The organism is Alteromonas gracilis (assembly GCF_002993325.1).
Classification (GTDB): Bacteria; Pseudomonadota; Gammaproteobacteria; order Enterobacterales; family Alteromonadaceae; genus Alteromonas; species Alteromonas gracilis.
Genome location: NZ_PVNO01000031.1, coordinates 197,719 through 220,479, shown reverse-complemented (window position 1 = coordinate 220,479; position 22,761 = coordinate 197,719). Strand labels below are relative to the sequence as shown.

General features: G+C 45.5%; 18 protein-coding genes. 8 read left to right on the top strand and 10 right to left on the bottom strand.

Annotated features, from left to right (window positions below; translation table 11 throughout):
- The first annotated feature begins 222 nt into the window (after window positions 1-222).
- On the top strand, window positions 223-1,038 hold the full coding sequence (locus C6Y39_RS17615) for a class I SAM-dependent methyltransferase (protein ID WP_105932524.1): 816 nt from the start codon (window positions 223-225) through the stop codon (window positions 1,036-1,038).
- Between the two features lie 27 nt (window positions 1,039-1,065).
- Complete coding sequence (gene purD, locus C6Y39_RS17610) at window positions 1,066-2,355, top strand: phosphoribosylamine--glycine ligase (protein WP_105932523.1); 1,290 nt, start codon at window positions 1,066-1,068, stop codon at window positions 2,353-2,355.
- Between the two features lie 57 nt (window positions 2,356-2,412).
- On the opposite strand, the gene C6Y39_RS17605 is transcribed toward purD, so the two are convergent.
- Complete coding sequence (locus C6Y39_RS17605) at window positions 2,413-3,939, bottom strand: MFS transporter (protein ID WP_105932522.1); 1,527 nt, start codon at window positions 3,937-3,939, stop codon at window positions 2,413-2,415.
- Between the two features lie 193 nt (window positions 3,940-4,132).
- On the opposite strand from C6Y39_RS17605, the gene C6Y39_RS17600 reads away from it, so the two are divergent.
- Entirely contained in the window at window positions 4,133-5,122 is a 990-nt protein-coding gene (locus C6Y39_RS17600; RefSeq protein WP_105932521.1) for a Gfo/Idh/MocA family protein, read from the top strand.
- A 70-nt stretch (window positions 5,123-5,192) separates the two neighbouring features.
- On the opposite strand, the gene C6Y39_RS17595 is transcribed toward C6Y39_RS17600, so the two are convergent.
- Genes C6Y39_RS17595 through uxaC form a run of 3 tightly spaced genes read right to left on the bottom strand, consistent with a single transcriptional unit; the run spans window position 5,193 to window position 8,941 of the window.
- Window positions 5,193-5,990, bottom strand: coding sequence for a ThuA domain-containing protein (locus C6Y39_RS17595; RefSeq protein ID WP_105932520.1), 798 nt, complete (start codon window positions 5,988-5,990; stop codon window positions 5,193-5,195).
- Window positions 5,987-7,501, bottom strand: a complete 1,515-nt coding sequence (locus tag C6Y39_RS17590; protein WP_105932519.1) for a mannitol dehydrogenase family protein — start codon at window positions 7,499-7,501, stop codon at window positions 5,987-5,989. Before C6Y39_RS17590 ends, C6Y39_RS17595 begins: the two co-directional genes overlap by 4 nt.
- Before the next feature lie 9 nt (window positions 7,502-7,510).
- Window positions 7,511-8,941, bottom strand: coding sequence for a glucuronate isomerase (gene uxaC / locus C6Y39_RS17585; protein WP_240618927.1), 1,431 nt, complete (start codon window positions 8,939-8,941; stop codon window positions 7,511-7,513).
- A gap of 297 nt (window positions 8,942-9,238) precedes the next feature.
- Between uxaC and C6Y39_RS17580 the strand changes: the two genes are divergently transcribed.
- On the top strand, window positions 9,239-10,267 hold the full coding sequence (locus tag C6Y39_RS17580; RefSeq protein WP_105932518.1) for a LacI family DNA-binding transcriptional regulator: 1,029 nt from the start codon (window positions 9,239-9,241) through the stop codon (window positions 10,265-10,267).
- A 116-nt stretch (window positions 10,268-10,383) separates the two neighbouring features.
- Here the strand turns inward: C6Y39_RS17580 and C6Y39_RS17575 are convergent, their stop codons facing one another.
- The 4 genes from C6Y39_RS17575 to manD form a co-directional block, all read right to left on the bottom strand.
- The gene (locus C6Y39_RS17575; RefSeq protein ID WP_240618926.1) at window positions 10,384-11,619 is read right to left on the bottom strand and encodes a sugar MFS transporter; all 1,236 of its coding nucleotides are present in this window, start codon (window positions 11,617-11,619) and stop codon (window positions 10,384-10,386) included.
- A gap of 13 nt (window positions 11,620-11,632) precedes the next feature.
- On the bottom strand, window positions 11,633-12,820 hold the full coding sequence (locus tag C6Y39_RS17570) for an AGE family epimerase/isomerase (RefSeq protein ID WP_105932517.1): 1,188 nt from the start codon (window positions 12,818-12,820) through the stop codon (window positions 11,633-11,635).
- A gap of 78 nt (window positions 12,821-12,898) precedes the next feature.
- Window positions 12,899-13,828, bottom strand: a complete 930-nt coding sequence (locus C6Y39_RS17565; protein ID WP_167390681.1) for a sugar kinase — start codon at window positions 13,826-13,828, stop codon at window positions 12,899-12,901.
- A 10-nt stretch (window positions 13,829-13,838) separates the two neighbouring features.
- Entirely contained in the window at window positions 13,839-15,047 is a 1,209-nt protein-coding gene (gene manD / locus C6Y39_RS17560) for a D-mannonate dehydratase ManD (RefSeq protein WP_105932515.1), read from the bottom strand.
- A gap of 121 nt (window positions 15,048-15,168) precedes the next feature.
- On the opposite strand from manD, the gene C6Y39_RS17555 reads away from it, so the two are divergent.
- The 4 genes from C6Y39_RS17555 (at window position 15,169) to C6Y39_RS19005 (ending at window position 19,246) form a co-directional block, all read left to right on the top strand.
- Complete coding sequence (locus tag C6Y39_RS17555) at window positions 15,169-15,897, top strand: FadR/GntR family transcriptional regulator (RefSeq protein WP_105932514.1); 729 nt, start codon at window positions 15,169-15,171, stop codon at window positions 15,895-15,897.
- An 80-nt stretch (window positions 15,898-15,977) separates the two neighbouring features.
- Window positions 15,978-18,320 carry a GH92 family glycosyl hydrolase gene (locus C6Y39_RS17550; RefSeq protein ID WP_105932513.1) on the top strand — a complete coding sequence of 781 codons (2,343 nt, stop codon included), beginning with the start codon at window positions 15,978-15,980 and terminating at the stop codon, window positions 18,318-18,320.
- 2 nt (window positions 18,321-18,322) lie between these two features.
- Window positions 18,323-18,961, top strand: a complete 639-nt coding sequence (locus C6Y39_RS17545; RefSeq protein WP_105932716.1) for an HAD-IA family hydrolase — start codon at window positions 18,323-18,325, stop codon at window positions 18,959-18,961.
- A 159-nt stretch (window positions 18,962-19,120) separates the two neighbouring features.
- Entirely contained in the window at window positions 19,121-19,246 is a 126-nt protein-coding gene (locus tag C6Y39_RS19005) for a hypothetical protein (RefSeq protein WP_276309306.1), read from the top strand.
- A gap of 140 nt (window positions 19,247-19,386) precedes the next feature.
- Here C6Y39_RS19005 and C6Y39_RS17540 read toward each other — a convergent pair whose 3' ends face one another.
- Both C6Y39_RS17540 and iolD read right to left on the bottom strand, forming a co-directional pair.
- Complete coding sequence (locus C6Y39_RS17540) at window positions 19,387-20,889, bottom strand: CoA-acylating methylmalonate-semialdehyde dehydrogenase (protein ID WP_105932512.1); 1,503 nt, start codon at window positions 20,887-20,889, stop codon at window positions 19,387-19,389.
- A gap of 30 nt (window positions 20,890-20,919) precedes the next feature.
- Window positions 20,920-22,761 carry a 3D-(3,5/4)-trihydroxycyclohexane-1,2-dione acylhydrolase (decyclizing) gene (iolD, locus tag C6Y39_RS17535; RefSeq protein WP_105932511.1) on the bottom strand — a complete coding sequence of 614 codons (1,842 nt, stop codon included), beginning with the start codon at window positions 22,759-22,761 and terminating at the stop codon, window positions 20,920-20,922.

Sequence of the window (22,761 nt, the reverse complement as noted above, 5' to 3'; positions counted from 1 at the left end):
CCCTTTTTTATTACGCATGTTCTATCTCATTTGCATGGCTAAAGTGACACTTAAGCTAAACGAAATAGTTAGGAATTATTCTGCTAAGTCGTAAGTGCAAATTAGGGTTTGGTGATAGGCTTGATCTGACCTGTGGTAATTTGTAGTAATAGTGTTACTAATAAATGTTATGTTATTCCAGTCCGCATAGATAATTACCCTCGACAGAAAAAGGAAATAAGAATGAAAAAGTTAGCCCAACTTGTGTTAGCCGCAACACTCGGTGTAACAGCAACTTATGCTAGTGCTGATGCTATCTCAGACGCCGCCATGAGCGATATCCGTTCTGATAAAGCCAAAGTGCGCGACGAATACCGCAACCCGCAACAAACTTTACGCTTTTTTGGCCTAAAGCCAGACATGACTGTTGTTGAAATTTCACCAGGCGGCGGCTGGTATGCCGACATTCTTTACTCGGTGGTAAAAGAAAACGGCAAATACGTTGCTGCGCATTTCTATGTTGATGAAGAAACCAGCGGCTACTACAAAAAGTCGGTTGAAGGTTTCAAAGAACAAATGAAGCCGGGCATGAAATATGAAGGTGCTGAGCTTACGGCATTTGACCCAATCAAAGCGTTAAATATTGGCGAAGCTAGCAGTGCTGATATGGTGCTAACCTTTCGCAACGTACACAACTGGTATATGCGCCACGGTGACGAAGGCATCGACAACGCGTTTGGCGCTTTCTTTAAAGCACTTAAGCCAGGTGGCGTACTGGGCGTAGTGGAACATGAGCTACCTGAAAGTGCAGACGATGCAGCGATGAAGAAAAGTGGCTACATGAAGCGTTCTTATGTTGTAGCAGCAGCAGAAAAAGCAGGTTTTGTCCTTGAAGCGAGTAGTGATATAAACGCGAACCCAATGGACACGGCAGACCACCCGAAAGGTGTGTGGACGCTACCTCCAAGTTTGGCGCTAGACGATCAAGACAGAGAAAAATACATGGCGATTGGCGAGAGCAATCGCATGACGCTAAAATTCACAAAACCAAAATCATAAAATTAAACACTCAAAACGGAACAGTTAATGAACGTACTTGTAATTGGCGGCGGTGGCCGCGAACACGCGTTAGCGTTTAAAGCAGCGCAGTCTTCTGATGTTTCAACAGTATATGTAGCACCTGGCAATGCCGGTACCGCTATAGAGCATAAGCTTGAGAACGTAGCAATTGATGTAAACGACATCGCCGGCTTAGTTTCTTTTGCTCAAGGTAATGATGTTGCGCTTACTATTGTAGGTCCAGAAGCGCCGCTAGTTGCAGGTGTAGTAGATGCGTTCACTAATGCGGGTTTAATGATATTTGGTCCCACTCAAGCTGCGGCGCAGCTTGAGGGTTCGAAAGCGTTCACTAAAGACTTCTTGGCTCGCCACGAAATTCCTACGGCTGAGTACCAAAACTTCACGGAAATTGACCCAGCTATTGCCTATGTTCGTGAGAAAGGCGCGCCTATCGTAGTAAAAGCTGACGGTCTAGCTGCCGGTAAAGGCGTTATCGTTGCGATGACCCTTGAAGAGGCTGAAGAAGCTATTCGCGATATGCTAGCGGGCAACGCGTTTGGCGAAGCGGGCAGCCGCGTAGTTATTGAAGAGTTCCTAGACGGTGAAGAAGCGTCGTTTATTGTTATGGTAGACGGTAAGAACGTACTGCCTTTTGCCACCAGCCAAGACCACAAGCGTGCGGCCGACGGCGACAAAGGCCCAAACACGGGTGGTATGGGGGCTTATTCACCGGCTCCGGTCGTAACACCAGAAATCCACGACCGTATTATGCAAGAAGTGATCATGCCAACGGTTGATGGCATGGCCGCTGAAGGTAACGACTATGTTGGCTTTTTATATGCTGGCCTAATGATTATGGCTGACGGCACACCAAAGGTCATTGAGTACAACTGCCGCTTTGGCGACCCAGAAACTCAGCCTATCATGCTTCGCTTAAAATCAGACTTGGTTCCACTTTGCCAAGCGGCGTGTAAAGGTGAGCTTGCAGGCAAAACCATTGAGTTTGACGAGCGCGCATCGGTAGGTGTTGTGCTTGCAGCTGGCGGCTATCCTGGCAGCTATGACAAAGGCGATGTGATTACTGGTTTCGAAGAAGCCGCTAAGCTAGACGGTAAGGTTTTCCACGCTGGTACCGCCCTTCAAGATGGCGATGTAGTGACAGCAGGTGGCCGCGTGCTTTGTGCAACAGCGTTAGGTAACAACGTGACCGAAGCACAGCAAAAAGCCTACGAACTGCTAAAAACCATTCAGTTTAAAGATGTGTACTACCGTACTGATATTGCGCATCGTGCTATCTCTAGAGAGTCTCAAGCGTAATAGAGAATAGTGATATTAAGCCAAGTGATTTACGTCACTTGGCTAAATTACTTAGCCTCAACGTTCTACGATAGTTTTATCGCTGCTACCACTGTGGAGTAGATAGGTTTTATTTTTCTTTTTTTTATCACCCCACATGTACTTGTATTCCCAGCCCGTTAAATCCTCAACCACGGTAACAACATGGGGTAACGCATCCTGCTTTGCACCACCATTACGCAAACGACTGACTTCATTAATAAGTATTTTGTGGTTTTGCTTCGTTAGCTGAAAGAGCGTTGCGCCAAATAACGCAATAGTCGCTAGACAGGTTGGCCCTATCAAAAACAGCCAATAGACCCCTGAAATAGTCTCACTTGTCTGCACTTTAGCTCCAGATTCAAAGCCGACACATTGCAAGCCAATACTCGCAATCAACATTGCAGAGGCCTGACATATTTTCCGCCCAAGAGTCATTACACCAGAGAAAATTCCCGCTCTACGTCGCCCTGTAAGGATTTCATCCACATCCGGGATAGAGTTAAAGATCACCCAAGGAATAAGGTAGATACCGCCTCGCGCGAGGCCGATAAGAACGGCGCCAATGAAAACCGCTTCGCTCACATCGAGCGCGACGTTGGGTAGGATAGCGAAAAAGGCGAGGCTAACAAACATAAGGCCTAACGCTATTTTATAGGCGTTAGCATTCCCCATTTTTAGCGCGAACCACGTAAAGGTAAGCACACCAAAAAACTGCATAAAGGTCATCACACTTAAGATTTGCCCACCTTCACCCGCAGATAGATTGAGGTTAAATGTAATATAGTGAAGAAAGAGCGCGCCAAAAATGTCTAATGCTACTGAACCGCCGATATACATCATCAGATGAATTCGGAATGTTTTTATTTGTAGCGTGCTTGCCATTTCCTTATACAAATCAACGAGGGTTTCTTTTATAGATGAGACCTCTTTCTGAGGAGGGAGCCTCGAAGGTTCGATTTCCCACGTGTATTTGTAAATAAAGTACCAAGGTAAGGTAAAAATAAAACCGAACAAAAAACCAATGTAAATAAAGGCTTGGGCTTCATCTTCAACATTGGACATGATTAGCCCAGGGACTAGGGTTACAACAAATGCAGTTATTTGCCCAAATGTCAGGCGGCAACTTCCCATCTTAGTTCGAATTTCATAATCGTCTGTCATCTCGTTAGGAAGTGTGCAGTAAGGGGTCATCACTACTGTAAACATGGTGTTGAATAAAAGGTAAGTGGCAAGGTAATAAGCAAACCCAAATCCAGAGACGAACATGAGACCAAACACGATAAGAAACGGTGCGCCAAAAAGAAAAAACACTTTTCTGCGTCCAAATCGAGTTCGGATATTATCAGTGATATACGCAACGATAGGATCGGTAATGGCGTCCCATAACTTACCAATAGCAAAGATCAATCCTGCTTCAACGGGCGATAAGCCTGCAACTTGGGTGAAAAAATAGAGCATCCACAATCCAATTATGGTGCCAGAGCCGCTTCCAAATATGTCTCCCGAGCCCCACGCAATAATGTTTTTCCAACCTGGCTGCTTTCTTTTTTCTACGTCATTCACTGATGAACTCCCACCTTTGCAGCTAACATTTTAACACTGATTTAACACAGAATAATACGCTCTTGACACCGGTGTCAATATAGAATTTAATGTAAATCAGGTTAACAGTAGGTGAAAAGGTCACGATCATTGTAAATGCTTTTGATTATTTCACACCATTTTAAAATAACTTTTGTTTATATGTGGGGATACCATGAAGTTAAAACTTGGCGTTATTGGTTGCGGCAAAAAATCATCTCAATATATCGACACATGGTCTCAGCGCACTGATATCGACATTGTTTGTGTTTGCGATCCAAGCGAGGGGGCATTGCAGCATGTTAAAGCAATTCTTAGCGCTCACGGCCGAAAGGAGGTGCACGCATATCAAGACTGGCAAACCCTTTTAAGTGAACAAGGTAGTACACTAGATGCCGTCTATATCTGTACTCCGCATGCTGTTCACGCAAACCAAGCGTTAGCTGCCTTAGAGTTGAACTTAGACGTATTACTTGAAAAACCCATGGTAACGACCGTTGATGAAGCAAAGGCACTCCAATCAGCACAGCAGGCCAGTGGCAAACAACTGGTTGTGGCCTATCAAGGTGGGTTGTCTCCTCTTGTTCATCAATTAAAAGAAGATATTGCCACAAAGCGCTATGGCGACTTAATGAGTATCAATGCTGCCATCTGGGAAGACTGGGCAGACACTTACACTGGCCATTGGAAGCAAGTGCCTGAAATCTCAGGTGGTGGCTTTATGTTTGACACGGGTGCGCACATGATGAACACCACATCAATGCTATGCTCTCAGCCTTTTGCCAGTGTCAGTGCAAAAATGAATAACCATAACTTTCCTGTGGACATTGTTACAACGGTAATAGGAGAATTGGCAGACGGGATGCTTTTCTCTATGCACGCGTGCGGCAAAAGTATTCGATGTACATCTCGAATAGAGTGCTTTTTCACTGACTATGTCGTAAGAGTCTGCGCGTGGGGGCGCTGGATTGAGATTGAAGATAGAGACGGCAACATTGAGCGCAAAGAGCAGGAATCAGCAAATAATTTGATGAATGTTTTCTTACAAACAAAGGACGGCAATATACAAAACCCTTCAGATATCGAACAAGGATTGCACATGGCAAAATTGTGGGACGCTATCAAACTCTCTGCCAGCAAAAGTGGGGCACCGGTAGCGTGTTGAGTTCCTTTAAGATCGCGCAACAACAGCAGTATTGCATTCATTAAAAAAGGGCGTTTAGCCCTTTTTTAACTTATTTCTTCTGTGCGGCCTTTTCCGCGAGCATCAGTTTTCGCGGCTTTTTGAAATACGTCTGTTTGGGTGCGCCTTTTTCTAAAGGCACCGGTCTACCCCAGTTTTTCATATTCCATCCAGAGGTATGGGCTTGGTTTGACCATTGTATGGCATTGGCAAGCACCTGAATGATGTGAGGGTTTCTATATATGGGAAAGGTTTCATGGCCCGGAGAAAAGAAGAATATTTTCCCTCTTCCCCGAGTAAACGTGCAGCCACTTCTTAGGATTTCCCCGCCTTGATACCAAGACGTAAATACCAGTTCATCAGGGTCTGGAATATCAAAAGGTTCGCCATACATTTCCGACAGAGGCAACTCAATTTGGGGCGGCAAGTTATAGGCAATCGGGTGGGATGGTTTCAGACACCATACGCGTTCACGTTCTCCCCCTTCGGCTTCTCGCCAGCTCAGATTGCAGCTTGTTCCCATTAAGCGCTTAAACAATTTAGCGTGATGTCCGGAGTGTAAAACAATGAGCCCCATCCCTTCTAATACGCGCTGTTGGAGCTTATCGATAAGCTTGTCGTCAAGCTCATCATGGTATCGGTGGCCCCACCAAATGGCGACATCCGTATTGTCGATTCTCTCTTGTGGCCATCCTTGTTCAGGGTCGTCTAATGTTGCTGATGTTAAGTTAAAACCGAAAGGTTTAAGCCCCTCAACAATGCAACCGCCAATGGTTTCGGGATAGCACTCTTGTACGTCAGCGTCTTCTTTTTCGTGCCGACATTCATTCCATACGGTAACATTTATCATAGTACTGCCTGCTGCTTTAATTGTGGGGAATAGTCCTGAACTTCTAGAAGCAAGCTATCTAACGCGGTGGGAACACCATTGGCTAAAATGTAACTCAACCAGTATTTAACTCGCTCTTCAAACACGTCATTCGTCGAGAGTGTCTGGGGAAAGATTTGCGAGAGACCCAAGTACCCTTTTACTAATTTATCAATGTCGTAAAAGTCACGCTTTTGAACGTCATACAGTACATCAGCAAGCGGGTCCTGTACCTCTATCGCATCGCCCTTGGCGTCAAAAGCCATAGTATAGCGAAGCCATGAAGCCACAGCGAAACACAGACACTCCGCGCTTTCGCCATTTTGCAGTCTATCTTCAATAGTATGAAAAAGGCGTTGGGGTAGCTTCTGGGAGCCATCCATCGCGATTTGATAGGTTTTGTGAAACAGCGCAGGGTTCGTGAAGCGCGCTAACAAATCTGCTGTATAGCTTGTAAGTTCTAACCCGGGAGGTGGCGTCAATGTGGGGGCAATTTCATCACACATCAAAATATTTAAATATCGTCCAAAGGCTTTATCTTCCATTACTTCGCTAACGAATTCATAGCCTGATAAGAACCCTGCATACGCCAACGATGAATGCGCACCGTTTAATAGACGAAGCTTCGCTTTTTCAAACACGTCTACATTACTTACAATAGTAGCCCCAGCGTCTTCCCAATGAGGGCGCTTACCCGCAAATTTGTCCTCAATTACCCATTGCGTAAATGCTTCGGTTTTCACCATTGCACTGTCTCTGTAGCCCGCTTCATCCGCTAACTCATCAATATCGCTAGGCGTAGTCGCTGGCACAATTCTATCAACCATGGTGTTGGGGAACGCTACATTTTCGTTGATCCAAGCCACCAATTCGTCGCTTATACGTGTTGCAAACTGCGTCACTAACCTTGCTGTCGTATTGCCGTTTTCCGGCAAATTGTCACAGCATAAAATGGTTGGGGCGTCGATGTGCGCCTCAAACCTTGTTTTAAGTGCACTAACCAAGTAGCCGATTGCCGTTTTCGGCTTATCTAAATTAGACAAGTCATAAACAATATCGGGATGCTGCACATTTAAATTACCCGTTGATGGGTCATGGCAGTAACCTTTTTCAGTCACCGTTAAAGAGATGATGTGACACGTTGGCGAAGCCATTAACGAAAGCACCGCTTGCGGGTCGTCAGGTGCAACCAACACTTTTGCAACCGATTGTACTATTTGCTGCTCTTGCCCTTGTGCAGAACTCACTTTAACCGTATAAAAACCATCTTGCGGATTGAGTTGCTCAGCAACGGTCCCGCTTCTGAGCGACACGCCGGCGATAAACCAGTTATGATCGCCACTCTTGCGCATATATGTATCGGTATACACCGCTTGATGCGCTCGATGAAATGCACCAATTCCCAAATGGACAATACCAATATTTGGCGTCTGTGGACGATACAATTCGTCGCTTTTACTCACTATTTCGCGACCCAACCTCGTTACTGTCATAACCACTACCTATAAGTTGTAAGCACGTTTAGCCAAGTTATATGCCAAGTCTTTGGCAAGCCCATGGGCTTCATCCATATCGATATAGTGACGCGCTACCAATTCCGCGAGATATACACAGTCCATTCTACGAGCAAGATCATGACGAGCAGGAATAGATAAAAACGCACGGGTATCGTCATTGAACCCTACCGTATTGTAAAACCCAGCGGTTTCTGTGGTTTGTCTTCTGAAGCGAATCATCCCTTCAGGGCTATCGTGAAACCACCATGAAGGCCCCAGCTTCAGGCAAGGATAATGCCCTGCGAGCGGCGCTAATTCTCTGCTGTATACAGTTTCATCTAAGGTGAACAAGATAATGTTTAAATTTGGATTGTTGCCAAACTTATCTAATAAAGGTTTGAGGGCTTGAATATATTCAGTGGGAGAAGGAACATCCGCGCCTTTATCTCTACCATATACTTCAAACACAGACTTGTTGTGATTCCTGTAAGCACCGGGATGGATTTGCATAACCAAACCGTCTTCAATAGACATTTCAGCCATCACGGTAAGCATGTGCGCCCTAAAAAGCTCAGCCTCATCGGCAGTAAAGTGACTGCTTTGTACTTTGGCAAATAGCGTTTTGGCCTCGCTGTGAGAAAGGTCAGCTGTTGCTGCGGTGGGATGGCCGTGGTCGGTAGAGGTAACGCCCATCGTTTTGAAGAAAGCACGTCGTTGGCGCAGTGCTGCTAGATAATTATCGTAATCTGTGCAATCTAAGTCTGTTAGTGCACTAAGTTTTGCTAATTTTGTTGCGAATTTTTCATGCTCAGGGTCAATAACGGCATCAGGTCTAAATGCACTGATTACTTTACCTTTCCAACCTGAGTCCAGAATTTGTTGGTGGTAAGAAAGTTCATCGGTTGCACATTCAGTCGTCGCTATAACTTCAATATTATATTGCTCGAATAATGCTCTTGGAAGGAATTCGGGACGTTTTAGCGCATTATTTATAATGTCGTAATAATGGTCAGCGGTCGATTCATCTAATTTCACCTCAATACCAAAGGTGTTTACAAATACATAGTTAAGCCAAAAGCTAGATGGCGTTCCTTTAAATAAATAAAAGTATTTAGCAAAGGTTCGCCACACTTCTCGAGGATCAACATCAGAGCAACTTCCATCTTTTCGCCAAATTCCTAGCTCGTCTAAGCGAATGCCTTGGCTGTAGAGCATTCTATAAACATAATGATCAGGTTTAATGAGTAAATCAGTTGGGTTGGCGAACGGCTCATTTAGTGCAAACCAAGCAGGGTCTGTATGACCATGAGGACTAACGATAGGTAAGTCCTTCACATCGTTATAAAGTGTCCTTGCAATATCTCGTTCCACTGGATTAGAGGAAAAGAGTCTATCTGGATGAAGGTGCAACTGCGACGCCATCAATTTGTACTCCATTGCTTATCGTTAATTGATCAAAAAGCGCATCATCGTTCAATAATCGACTCCGATATTAGATAACTACTTTATCCACTTGATGGCCCTTTCAGGAGATAAGTTATAAACCTGTTTGACACCGGTGTCAAACAGGTTTATAAAAGTAAAAGGACGATTATGTCTAGAATAAAGAAGGCAGTACTCAGAATTTTACATCAACACTGTAGCTTATTTCGGCTTCTATCATAAATACTGTTGGTTGCATTATAGTGATGATTTATATTGTCTTGTCAAAGTACAGAAAAGGTTGTGTAAATTATGGCTTCTGTAACAATTATGGATGTAGCACGCAAAGCTGGTGTGTCAAAAAAGACGGTTTCACGTGTTATTAATAATGAAGCTAACGTGAGACCACAAACAAAAGAAAAAGTGCAAACAGCTATAGAGGAGCTTGGTTTTAAGCGCAATCCTCTCGGGATGGCCCTTGCTAAAAACAGGTCTTTGTTTATCGCGCTTCTCGCTGACAACCCAAGTCCTGGTTATTTAATGAACTTGCAGAAGGGAATCCTGCAAGCCTGCACCGAAGAGCACATGGGACTATTTCTCTATGATTGCCAATACCGCTCGCCCTCATTGGTAGAAGAAATACAAACCTTCGTTGAAAATACGCTGGCTGATGGCCTTATTCTTGTACCTCCGCTCAGCGATAAAATCGAGCTTCTTGATATGCTTGACAGCAAGGGGGTCAGCTACGTTCGCATCGGACCAAAAGATACAAAGCGCGGTGATTTTGTTGGCTCGAATACGGCTAAAGCTGCTTTTGATATGACTGAATACCTTATAAAGCTCAAACACCGGCATATAGGCTTTATCTTGGGGCACCCAGATCAAGCATCGAGTAAAAGAACCGAGAAAGGCTTCCGAGATGCACATGCGAAAGCCGGCATTCCTGTCGATGAATCGTTAATTGCCCAAGGCTATTACACCCATCAATCAGGTGTTGATGCAGCGATGACGCTATTGAATAAAACACCTCGGCCGACGGTAATTTTCGCAAGTAATGACGAAATGGCAGTTGGAGCATTGTGTGAAGCACAAAGTCGGGGAATAAAGGTACCTGAAGAGCTTTCGATTGCTGGTATTGACGACATATCGATAACGACAAAGGTATGGCCGAACATCACGACGATGCGCCAACCTCTCAACTCCATTGGTTATACTGCAGCTTCTATCCTAATCCGAAGATTGCAGAAAAAACCTATCGGGCCGAGCGAAGAAGCATTTGTGAACCAGCTTTACGACTGCGAGCTTGTGATCCGGCAATCAACTAAAACCTTCGTTGGTTAAAAACAGACGTTATACTGCTTTACCATGAAAAAGATAGGCTGGCTTCACTCTCTTAAATACTGAGCATTCGAGCCTATCTTCTCGGGTTATTCTGCTTTCAGCGTTAAGGCGCCTAGCTACCGCTTATCCATTTTCTTTGAGCCCACTAGCGCATACCAAGCTATATAAACGTAACACAGTGCAGGTACCAAAAAGCTCAGCTGTAACGAAAGGGCATCAGCAGCAACACCTTGAATAAGCGGCAGTATTGCCCCTCCCACTATACCTTGGCATAAGTAGCCAGACGCTTTACCGGTATGTTCTCCTAGCCCAGAAATGGCCAGCGCAAATATGGTAGGAAACATAATAGAATTAAAAAGACCTACAGAAAGAATCGTCCACATCGCCATCTCGCCGCTACTAGATACCGACAGAGATATCATGGCGACGGCAAGTAACGCGTTTAAAGCAAGAATGATTGGGGGAGCAACAAATCGCATAATGAATGCCCCAAAAAAGCGACCAACCATAGCAGCACCCCAGTAATAAGACACCATGGCACCTGCACTTACGTTATCCATTCCCTCTATGCCAAGCTGTAGAAAAAAGTTTACCAAATAGCTACCCACCGCAACTTCTGCGCCGACGTACAAAAATATGGCGAGTACACCGTATTTTAAATGGGGAAAAGCGTTCATAGAAAAGCGCTTTGTCGTTTGGCTAGCGCCACTGCTTTCATGAAGTATTGGCAAGCGCAATTTGGCAAATATAAAGGCGACAACAACCAGCACCCCCGCAATTATTAAATAAGGCTGCTGCACTGCTTCTGCTGAATTTTCATTTGAGGCAGACGCAAGAATGAGGATCGCACCAAAGGCGGGAGCAGCAGTATGGCCTAGTGAATTAATTGCTTGCGCAAAATTTAGGCGGCTGGCCGCGGTTTTTTCTGGCCCTAAAGCAGCGACATATGGATTAGCTGATACTTGTAAAACAGTGATGCCTGCAGCTAATACGAACAAGGCGAAGAGGAAAATTCCATACCTTGATAAAGATGCCGCAGGAAAGAAGAGACAACATCCAACGGCAATAATGCCCAAACCGTAAATAATGCCTCTTTGATATCCCGTTTTGTCAATAAGTCGACCAGCTAAGGGCGAAACAATAAAATAAGCACCAAAAAAGCAGAACTGTACAAGCGCTGCTTGTAAAAAGCTTAATGCAAAAGCGTCCTTTAAATAAGGCAGTAAAATATCGTTTAAGGCCGTAATAAACCCCCAAATGAAAAACAGGGCAGTCATAGCAAAAAAGGCAAATTTCATTGTATTGGGTTCATGCTTAGTGTTGAGCGCTACCACTTCAGGTGTAGGGTTCATAGATAATCCTTTTTTACAGTTTCATTAATACGTCAAAACAGGCACCGAGCGTGTGGTAGTCACATTTTGCACCCGCACTACTCTTTTCATCAGAAACTTTGGCGTTATTGCGACTTAGCAACCTAAACCACGCGCCGTATTGATGGTCGACAAAGTGTTCCCAACTGTAAGCCCAAAGTTTTTTATAGGCGTCTAAATATTGCGCTTCCTTCGTTTCTTGGTAAAGCAGAGCAGCAGCGGCGAAACTTTCAGCCTGAACCCAGAAATATTTGTCGTCGTCACACCAGTTTCCTTCGTCATCGAAACCATAAATCAACCCACCGTACTCATTATCCCAAGCAACCTTATAAGCAGAATCAAAGAGAAACTGTGCACGCGTCAACCACGTAGTATTAGGTTCTATTCGATATAACGACACTAGTAATTTCGCCCACTCGGTTTGATGGCCAGGCTGAAACCCCCAAGGTCGATATAAATTTTTTGGATCATCACGGTTGTAATCCCAATCAGTTTGAAATGTTGGCGTGTAATGCTCCCATACGAGACCGCGCGTTTGATCAGCCTGTCGTGCGGTTATATTTTCGGCTATGCATTTTGCTTTAGAAAAATAAACAGTGTCACCGGTTGCTTCAAACGCAGATATCATCGCCTCACATGCATGCATATTGGCGTTTTGACCTCGATAAGGCGACAGTACTCCATCCGCGCTAATTTCATCTGCATACAACTCAAAATCAGGTTGCCAGAACCGAGCTTCCATCAAATCGAATACTCGCTTTATGTCTTCTTTCGTGTCTTTGATTTTGGCCTTGTGAATTGCGGCATAGGCCAATAAAACGAACGCATAACCGTAGTTTTGCTGGGTCATATCAAGGGGCTCATTTCCTTGAAGCGTCCACGCATAACCTTGCTTGTCTTCTCTCCAATGCACCTTTTCAAGGAAGGTAAGGCCGTGAATAGCGAATTCTGCGTATTGCTTTTCGCTAAGTAAGCTGTAGCCACGGGCATAATTAACGATAATTCGCGCACTACTTACTAAATGTTTGAACTGAGGATTAAATACCTCACCATTGTCCAAATAATTCTGAAAATACCCGCCTTCTTGATCAACAACACGTGAGTCATAAAACCGATAAATGTCTTTGCAATGTTGCTCTAAAAAAGCTTTGCTGTAGGGGTTTTCAAATGAAGAAATGGGCATAGTCAAATGTCCTAATTGGTTTGTCGTTGTAGGGATTGGCATTGGTTTGTTGTTTTTTCATTAAGTGTGCGCGACGAACTAAGCATCGTTGGCCGCCGACGGTATCGATAATTTATCCCACTGGCTCTCTGGAAGAATGGCTCCTTTAAATTGAACCACTTTACTCGCACAGGCATGTGCTCTTTTAATGGCTTGTTCTATGCTCATGTTCTGAGAAATACCTGAGATAAATCCGCCGCTGAAGGCATCTCCCGCTCCCGTAGCGTCTACCATGGTGTCACTGAAATCCAATGGGAGTGTATTGAACTCCCCCTTCACCCAATAGCACGCTTTACGCTTGGCAGACATTAATGTGATGCAAGGCAACGCAGCGCAGAATTGCTCTAACATTGCGGTGTTTGAAAACTTGAAAATTGTTTTTAAGTCTTCGTCGCTGGGAAGGAAGTAATCTGCTTTTGCGATGGCTTGCTGATAGGCATTCACTACATCATCTCGACGCCGCCAAAGGTTCGCTCTGTAGTTCGTATCAAAGAACACTAGTTTGCCTTTAGCGCGCTGTCGTGCAAGAAAAGCTAACCAACAGTGCAACACTTCTTCGCTCATCAAAGACAGGGTTATCCCTGACCAATAAAAGGCTGTGCAGTTTTCCGCTTTCTCCATCAGTGAGGTAAAAAGTTTGACACTAGTAAAGCATTGCTTTGCCGCTGAATTACTGCGCCAGTAGGTGAAAGTTCGCTCACCATGATTGTCGTTCTCGATGGCATACATTCCTGGTGATTCGCCGGGAATACTTATCATTGAACACTGAGCTAGGCCATGATGACGGCATGCAACACGGATACTTTCACTAAATCCGTCATCACCAAGTGCAGAGAAATAACGCACGTTTGTACCTAACCTTGATAACATTACGGCCGTATTAAATGTATCTCCCGCTACGCCGCGCTTGAACATACCCTCTCCATAGGGCTGTAGCTCTATCATTACCTCTCCAAATACGCCAATCATGCCCTGTTCCTCACCAGTTATACATTGAGCCATCTTCTAATCGGTTTACGGGCAAGTAAGCGCGTTTATAAGGGTATTTCGCCGCTTTTTCCTCATCAATATCTACACCATGCCCAGGGGTTTCACCGGCTATTAAATATCCACCTTCAAAGCGATAATCGTGAGGAAATACCTCGTCGGTCTCAGGTGTATGACGCATATATTCTTGGATGCCAAAGTTCGGTACCCAAGTGTCGAAGTGAAGTGCAGCGCCCATTGTGATAGGGCTTAGATCAGTTGCACCGTGGAAGCCCGTCCTGACATGATAGAGCTCCGCTAAATGCGCAATTCTGCGTAAATGCGTGATCCCTCCGCCATGCACAATGGTCGTGCGGATATAATCGATAAGCTGTTCACTAATCAGCTGTTGGCAGTCGTGAATAGAAGCAAAGACCTCTCCTACTGCAATAGGTGTGGTTGTATGCTGACGGAACAGTCTGAAACCTTCTTGCAGTTCTGCTGGAACCGCATCTTCTAACCAGAATAGTTTGTAAGGCTCTAGAGATTTACCAAGTTGCGCAGCTTCTATTGGTGTGCATCTGTGGTGGGCATCATGCAGTAAATGGTAGTCGTAGCCATAAGTTTCACGCAGTGTTTTGAAAAGCTCAGGTACGCTATTTAAATATTTTGACGTGGACCATACGTTTTCTGTAGGCAGGTCAGCATCTGCGGGTTCATAGTACATTTTGTCTTTTGAAACGCCGTATGTACTGTCTAATCCGGGCACCCCCGTTTGAGCGCGAATGGCTTTATATCCCATATCGATGTACTTACCGACTTCGGCAACCGTATCGTCTATCGTTTTACCGTTTGCATGACCATAAACCATAACGCCATCACGACTTCTGCCACCTAATAACTGATATAGCGGCATATTGGCAGCTTTTGCTTTTATATCCCATAACGCCACATCAACAGCGGCAATAGCCGTCATCCCTACAGGACCACGACGCCAATATGCACCTCTGTAAAAGAACTGCCATATGTCTTCAATGCGTCTCGCGTCTTTTCCAATAAGGCATGGAACAAGGTGATCTTCTAAATAACTTGCCACCGCAAGCTCTCGACCATTTAGTGTGGCGTCGCCTATACCGTACGTCCCGTCTTCGGTGACAATTTTCAGCGTTACAAAATTTCTTCCGGGACTGGTGACGATGACTTTAGCGTCGGTAATCTTCATATTCATTCCTATGTAAACAGTGCTCTGTCGAGTAAAACACAGATGTAGCCTTGAATTTGTAATCACAAAGCCTTAAATTGGCCAAGCCTTTTTTATTAAGTTAACATTTGGTCTGTCCAATATGCAACATATAAGTCCAAAAAATCTACACTCTGGTTCTTCGAGCACCGGTCAACGCCTTTATCTCCAAGTTGCAGACTCACTTGCACAGCTCATCATCAATGACAATTTGAGCCCAGGAGATCGCCTTTCTCCTGAACGAGAACTCGCACAAGAGTACGAAGTCAGTCGCCAAACCGTACGCGAAGCATTGATTGCTCTTGAGGTATCCGGTTTGGTAGAAATTCGCCCAGGCTCAGGCGTTTACGTATTAAAGCGAGAAAGTTTAAAGACAAGTTTGGTCATGGAAGATGCGCCAGGTCCCCTTGAAATCATGGAGGCTCGAACTTTATTTGAAGGCGAAGCGGCAGCGCTAGCAGCGCAAAGAATCAGTAATGAGGAACTACTCAAACTAAAAGCTTATCTTAAGCAAATGGAAGACATGGTCGCACTTGGAAAGATAAAGGAAGCCGAGGAGTTTGACGGAAAGTTTCACCGTACTATTGCACAGGCGACGCGAAATAGCGCTATTATTACCACCGTTGAATGGTTATGGTCTTTGCGTGAATCGTCGGAAATAAGCCGTGTATTTAACGACAAGATTCGCCAGAAAGGCTCCAACCCTAATATCGAAGCGCACAAGCAAATTCTTGAAAGCCTCTCTCGCTACGACAGCGATGCGGCAAAGAAAGCCATGCAGTCACATCTCGCCGACGTTTCCGAAGCGTATATTTTATTCATCACTGACTAAAATTGGACGAACCAATTTGAAATTGGTACAGCATCTTGTTATAAAGGCGTAAATAACGATTTAGTTTGGGGTAGTTGAGGATGAAAAAGAATCTTTGGTTGACGTGTTTTCTAGCAATGTCGTGTGTTTTGACGCCGCTTTCGTTAAGTTATGCGTCCAGTAAGCAACCCGTTGACCTTGTTTACCCTTATCTCGATTCAGCTAACAGCCGATGGTTCTTTTTTGACTCAGCATCACTTCCTTTTGGTATGGTCAACCTAAACCCCGATACCGAGATAGGCGGAGCTTGGGGAAGTGGCTATCGATATCATTCTAACGATATTAAAGGCATTAGCCACGTGCATGCGTGGCAGCTATCCGGGCTATCCGTTATGCCGCTCTCATCTACTCGCCCTGTGGCCGAAATTAAAAATGACTATTACTCTCCATTTTCTCATGACAGTGAAATTGTAAAGCCCGGCTACCATAAATTTTCATTAGACCGTTACAAAATTGATGTAGAACTTACCGCTACAACTCGGGTAGGTTTTCATCGCTACCATTATTCGCCTAACACCCCACAACAGGTATTATTTAACTTAGGCGGCAAATTAGGTCCATCAGAATTAGGTCACGCAGAGGCAAACCAAGTCGCGTCTAATGCGGTAGCTGGCTACATAACAAACTTGCCGACATACCGCAGAACTCGCCCTACAAAAGTTTACTACTATGCCGAATTCGATAAAGACATTGCTCGATTAGACAGCTACAGAGGGGAACATGTATTCCCAGCCGTTAGCGGCATTAACGGGCTTAATGCAGGGTTACTCATTGAACTTAGTCATGATGCAAAACCGCTTTTGATGAAAGTGGGGATTTCCTACGTGTCTGTGGAGAATGCGAAAGCCAATATCGATGCAGAGTTATCTACTTGGCACTTTGATAAAACAAGAGAAGCCGCACTCACAGAGTGGAACACATGGCTTGAAAAAATTACCGTAAAAGGCGGAAGTGAGCAGCAACAGCGCCGCTTTTACACCGACCTTTGGCATGCACTACAAGGCAGACGCATTATCTCTGACGCCAACGGTCAATATGTTGATCAAACTGGTATAGACCCTGTTATTAAACAGCTTCCCCTCAATGAAAAGGGTGTCCCGCTATTTAACCATCACAACTCTGACTCTTTTTGGGGAGCACAATGGACCATTGCAACGTTGTGGCCGCTTGTTTACCCAAGCGTTGCCTCGGATTTCACCAACAGCTTGCTTACCTACTATAAAGATGGCTCGATGATTCCACGAGGCCCATCAGGTGGAAATTACACTTACGTCATGACAGGTGCCTCATCTACGCCGTTTATCGTTTCCAACTACATGAAAGGCATACGAGACTTCGATGTTGAAACGGCTTACAACGGGTTAATGCATAATCATAGTGATAAAGGCATAATGGCCAAAGCGGGTTATGAGCACTACACCAACACGGGTGGTGGTATGCGACATTATCTCGACAAAGGCTATATTCCATTCCCTCTGCCGCCAGAAGAAAGCAGTTATGGCAACCATAGAAGGGGGCCTGGCCAAACTTTAGAAAATGCGTATCAAGATTTTACCCTGGCTCAATTTGCCAACGCGCTAGGAAAAGAGCACGACTATCAATATTTTTTAAAACGCAGCCAAAACTACCGCAATGTTTTTGATCCTGAATCGGGTTTTATGCGCCCTAGAAATTTAGACGGTACGTGGCAAACCCCATTCGACCCCTATCAATATGAAAATGGCTTTGTTGAATCGAATCCCGCTCAAGGCACCTGGTTTGTGCCCCACGACATTAAAGGGTTAGCCGAATTGATGGGCGGGGAAGCGGTATTAATCGAGCGTCTAGACCGCGACTTTCTTGTTGCCGAAAAGCAAGGCTTCACATCAGGCACTGCTCATGCAGATGAAACCATTGAGTCATTACGCCGCTCCCCCATTAATTATGGAAATCAGCCAAGCATGCAAACCGCGTTTATATTTAGCGCAGCGGGTGCTCCCTGGAAAACACAAAAATGGTCAAGACGGGTTGTCGACGCTGTTTACTCCCATTTATCACCTGAGCGTGGTTACAATGGTGATGAAGATCAGGGTTTAATGGGCTCACTGGCAGTACTCATGAAAATAGGCCTGTTTCAGCTAACAGGGGGCGTAGAACAGGACCCTGTATATTATATTGGCTCACCTATTTTCGATGAAATCACACTTTCTCTAGACAATGAATACTATACGGGTAGACAGTTTACGATCAAAACCCTAGATAATGGACCAGATAATGTTTTTGTGGAGTCTGCTACGCTCAATGGCGAACCTTTAAACCGCGCATATTTGCTACACAGTGAAATCACAAATGGTGGAGAACTTGTCCTGCAAATGTCGTCTACGCCCAACCCGTCTTGGCGATGAGCATGACCATAAAGTGTTTGCTTTTTGATAGTGACGGCACATTGGTAGATAGCGAATACCTGTGCAACCTTGGCTTAGCTCAGCAGTTTGCGACTTTGGGGCTCAAGCTTGAAGCTCACGACTTAATGAAACAATATCGAGGCGGCAAGATGTCGGACGTGCTCAACGACATTGCCACGTTACATGACATCACTATTCCTGCACACTTTTTAGAAGACTACCGGGCTCGCGTCGCCAATTTATTCGAAGCCAACCTCAAACCTATCGATGGAGTTGTAGACGCCCTCGAGCAGCTAGACTACGAAAAGGCTGTGGTATCGAATGGCCCTAAAGAAAAAATAGACCATGCGCTCGGGCTTTGTCACTTGCGCCACTACTTTACCCCACATATTTACAGCGCCTACGACATCGGCGCGTACAAGCCAAGCCCAGACATTTATTTAAGAGTAGCGAAAAAGCTAGGGGTAATGCCGTCTGAATGTGTAGTGATAGAAGACAGCATGGCGGGTATCAAGGCGGGTAGTGCAGCAAAAATGAAAACCTTCTTCTACAACACATTTAACGAACCTATTTCTTTACCTAATGTGTTTTCGTTCAGCGATATGAGAGCGCTACCAGGTCTTATTGCTTCGCTTAAGTAAGCGATAACTTACTTTTTTCCAATTGATGGCAACGAGCCTGATTATATTTTTTGCAACATTCCCACCCAGTCAATTAAAAGAATATAAAAACAAAAGGCATTCATCATAGTGAATGCCTTCGTTTTAAAAATTTCGTGTTATACCAATCCGCATAGATAAGTGCCCACTCAGAAGGCGCTGGCAAGTTTCCTAGCGAAGCGTGGGAATGCAGGAATGGCTGCTCCCTTTCAAATTCCCAGAATGAAGCTAGGAAGCTTGCCAGACCTTCCCGAAGGGCGAGTTTAAAATGTCCGTACTCTTTGTTGTGTCACCTTGATGTAGAGCCACTATACCTGCGGTAACACGCCGCGATTACGAACATTTTAACTCTCGATGAGTGGGTAATTATCTATGCGGACTGGTATTAAGGGCCTTTAGCCCTAGCACTATTTCATTGTTGGCATAGTGTAATGATTGATATTTTGTTGGCCCTTGGGCCAGCGAGCAGTCACCGTCTTCATCTTAGTGTAGAACCGAACGCCATCTGGGCCATGCATATTTAAAGGGCCAAATATTGAGCGTTTCCATCCACCAAAACTGTGAAAAGCCATCGGCACAGGAATGGGTACATTCACGCCTACCATACCCACTTGCACCTGATGCGTATACATGTGAGCAGCTTCGCCATTTGCCGTAAATATCGAGGTACCATTTCCGTATTCGTGTTCATTAACAAGTTCAAGCGCTTCCTCAAAGGTATTTACGCGCACTATACTGAGTACAGGGCCAAATATTTCCTCCTGATACACGCGCATGCCTGGCTTTACATTATCAAATAGGGTTGGTCCCACAAAATAACCTTGCTCGTTTCCAGTCACAGTAAAGTTTCGCCCATCGCTGACCAAACGCGCCCCCTCATTGATTCCTGTCTCAATATAAGACAGCACCTTATCAGCATGCTGACGGCTGATTAGAGGTCCCATATGCGGTTCCTCGCCTTCTCCATGTCCAGCGCCAACACGCATATTCGCTATTTCCGTTTCTAGCTTTTCTATCAGTGCATCCGCAGCTTCGTCGCCCACACATACAGCCACTGAAATCGCCATGCAGCGTTCACCTGCAGAGCCATAAGCAGCGCCCATTAAAGAACCACTTACTAAATCAAGGTCAGCATCTGGCATCACTACCATATGATTTTTCGCGCCACCGAGTGCCTGAACGCGTTTACCATTCTCACTCCCCGTCTTGTATACATATTCAGCGATAGGCGTAGAACCCACAAAGCTGACAGCTTGCACTCTAGGATCGCTGAGCAACACGTCAACAGATTCTTTATCGCCATTCACGACATTGAATACACCGTCTGGTAAGCCCGCCTCTTTCAACAGCTCGGCCAGCTTTAACGGCACGCTAGGATCTTTTTCGGAAGGCTTCATCACAAACGTATTACCGCACGCTAGCGCTACTGGGAACATCCAAAGCGGCACCATCGCGGGGAAGTTGAAGGGCGCAATACCCGCGCATACACCCACAGGCTGCATTAATGAAAAACTGTCCACGCCACGGCCAACATTCATTGATTGCTCGCCTTTGAGTAAATGCGGAATACCACAAGCAAACTCCACCACTTCAATGCCTCTGGTAAGCTCTCCCTGCGCATCCGAAAAAACTTTTCCATGCTCTGACGTTATTAGCATTGCCAATTCATCTTTATTTTTTTCCAGCAGTGCTTTGAACTTAAACATCACGCGCGAACGGTTCAACGGCGTCACCGCACTCCATTCTGCCAGCGCATCATGTGCAGCAGTGATTGCTTGTGCAGTCTCTTGTGCACTGGATAGGCATACTTGCTTAGTCTGTTCTCCGGTGGCAGGGTCATAAACTGCCCCCACTCGTCCGCTCAGGCTTTCTACGTTATTACCGTTTATAAAATTACCAAGTGTTTGCATGATGTTCCTCTAAGACGTGAGTCTTCAAAATTAATAAGGTTGCTTAGACTGAGCAGCTTTGTACTCTTTATGTGCCTGATTTACCGACTCGCGCTTTGAAATCTCAGGTATAGCAACGTCCCACCAGCTGCCGTTATCAGTACTGATATGCGGGTTAGTATTGAGTGAAATCAGGGTGCTTTTTGTATTGCTGCGCGCTTTTTCTAGCGCAGACTCTAGCTCCTCGATACTGGACACGCTAATGCCATGTGCCCCCATTGCTCTGGCGTGTGCAGCAAAGTCGATATGCATTGCGTCAGGGTTACCCGCGCAGTTTTCTAAGAGATTGTTAAAAGGCGCGTTACCAGTACCTTGTTGAAGGCGGTTAATACAACCGAAACCTCGATTGTCGAGCAGAATGACTGTGATCTTTTGTTCGAGCATGATTGACGTGGCCAGTTCCGAGTTCATCATCATGTAGGAGCCATCGCCTACCACCACAAACACTTCGCGCTTTGGTGTGGCCATTTTTACGCCCAAGCCACCCGCTATCTCATAGCCCATGCAAGAAAAGCCATATTCCACGTGGTACGAGCCCGGTCCCTCAGCTCGCCATAGCTTGTGGAGCTCTCCTGGTAGACCGCCGGCAGCACAAACAATGACATCGCTGGCGTTACTTTGCCGTTTGATAGCACCTAGCACTTGTGCATCAGAGGGTAGTTCAGTGCCCGTATCAGCTGTGACGTTGTCATACATGCTTTGCCATTGAGCGTTTAACGCTTTTGCATGGTTGAGCCAGCCTTTGAACAGTGGAATGGGTGACAAAACCTTAGATAGTTGCATTATTACGGTTCGCGCATCGCCAACTAATGGTTGAGCGTTGTGCTTTTCAGCGTCGAATACACCCACATTTAGCTGAATTAACTCTTTTTGGTGACTCTCCAACAATGTCCTCGACTCCGTTGTGAAATCCTGTAAACGGGTCCCTATAGCTAACACCACATCAGCCTCTTGGGCTAACTGATTTGCAGCAGCTGATCCCGTTACACCGATACCACCTACTGCGCAAGGGTGATCCCACGGCAACGCCCCTTTCCCAGCCTGAGTTTCTGCAACCGGGATTTGATGGGCAAGCGCAAAGTCGGACAGCACTTCTGCAGCCTCAGAGTAAAGCACTCCGCCACCGGCGATGATGAGAGGCTTTTCAGAGATTTGAAGAATGCGAAGCGCATGTGCTAACTCATCCTGATGCGCACTTGCTCGCCGTAAATTATGTACTTTCTTTACAAACAGACTTTCTGGATAGTCGAATGCTTCGGTCTGTACATCTTGCGGAAAAGCAAGAGTAACAGGGCCACAGTTCACCGGATCCAAGAGAGTCTGCATTGCTACGGGCATTGAATGTATCAGCTGCTCGGGACGATGGATTCGGTCGAAATAACGGCTTACTGGTTTGAAGCAATCATTCACCGTCACGCCAGGATCAGTAAAATTTTCTATTTGCTGAAGCACAGGGTCTGGCTTTCGGTTTGCAAACGTGTCGCCGGGAACAAATAACACAGGAAGGCGATTGGCATGGGCAAGCGCCGCTGCGGTTACCATATTCGTAGCACCAGGCCCAATTGAAGACGTACACATCATCATGCGCTTGCGAAAATTTGCTTTAGCATACGCAATTGCAGTATGGGCCATTCCCTGCTCGTTATGAGCACGAAAAGTAGGCATACTGTCTTGCGCATGGAAAAGAGCCTCGCCTAATCCTGCTACGTTACCATGACCAAATATCGCAAACGCGCCGCCAAAAATCGGCACCTCTTCATTGTTGTGAACGATGAATTGCTGGCTAAAAAACTTTACCAGTGCCTGCGCGGCGGTTAATCGAACATACTGCAT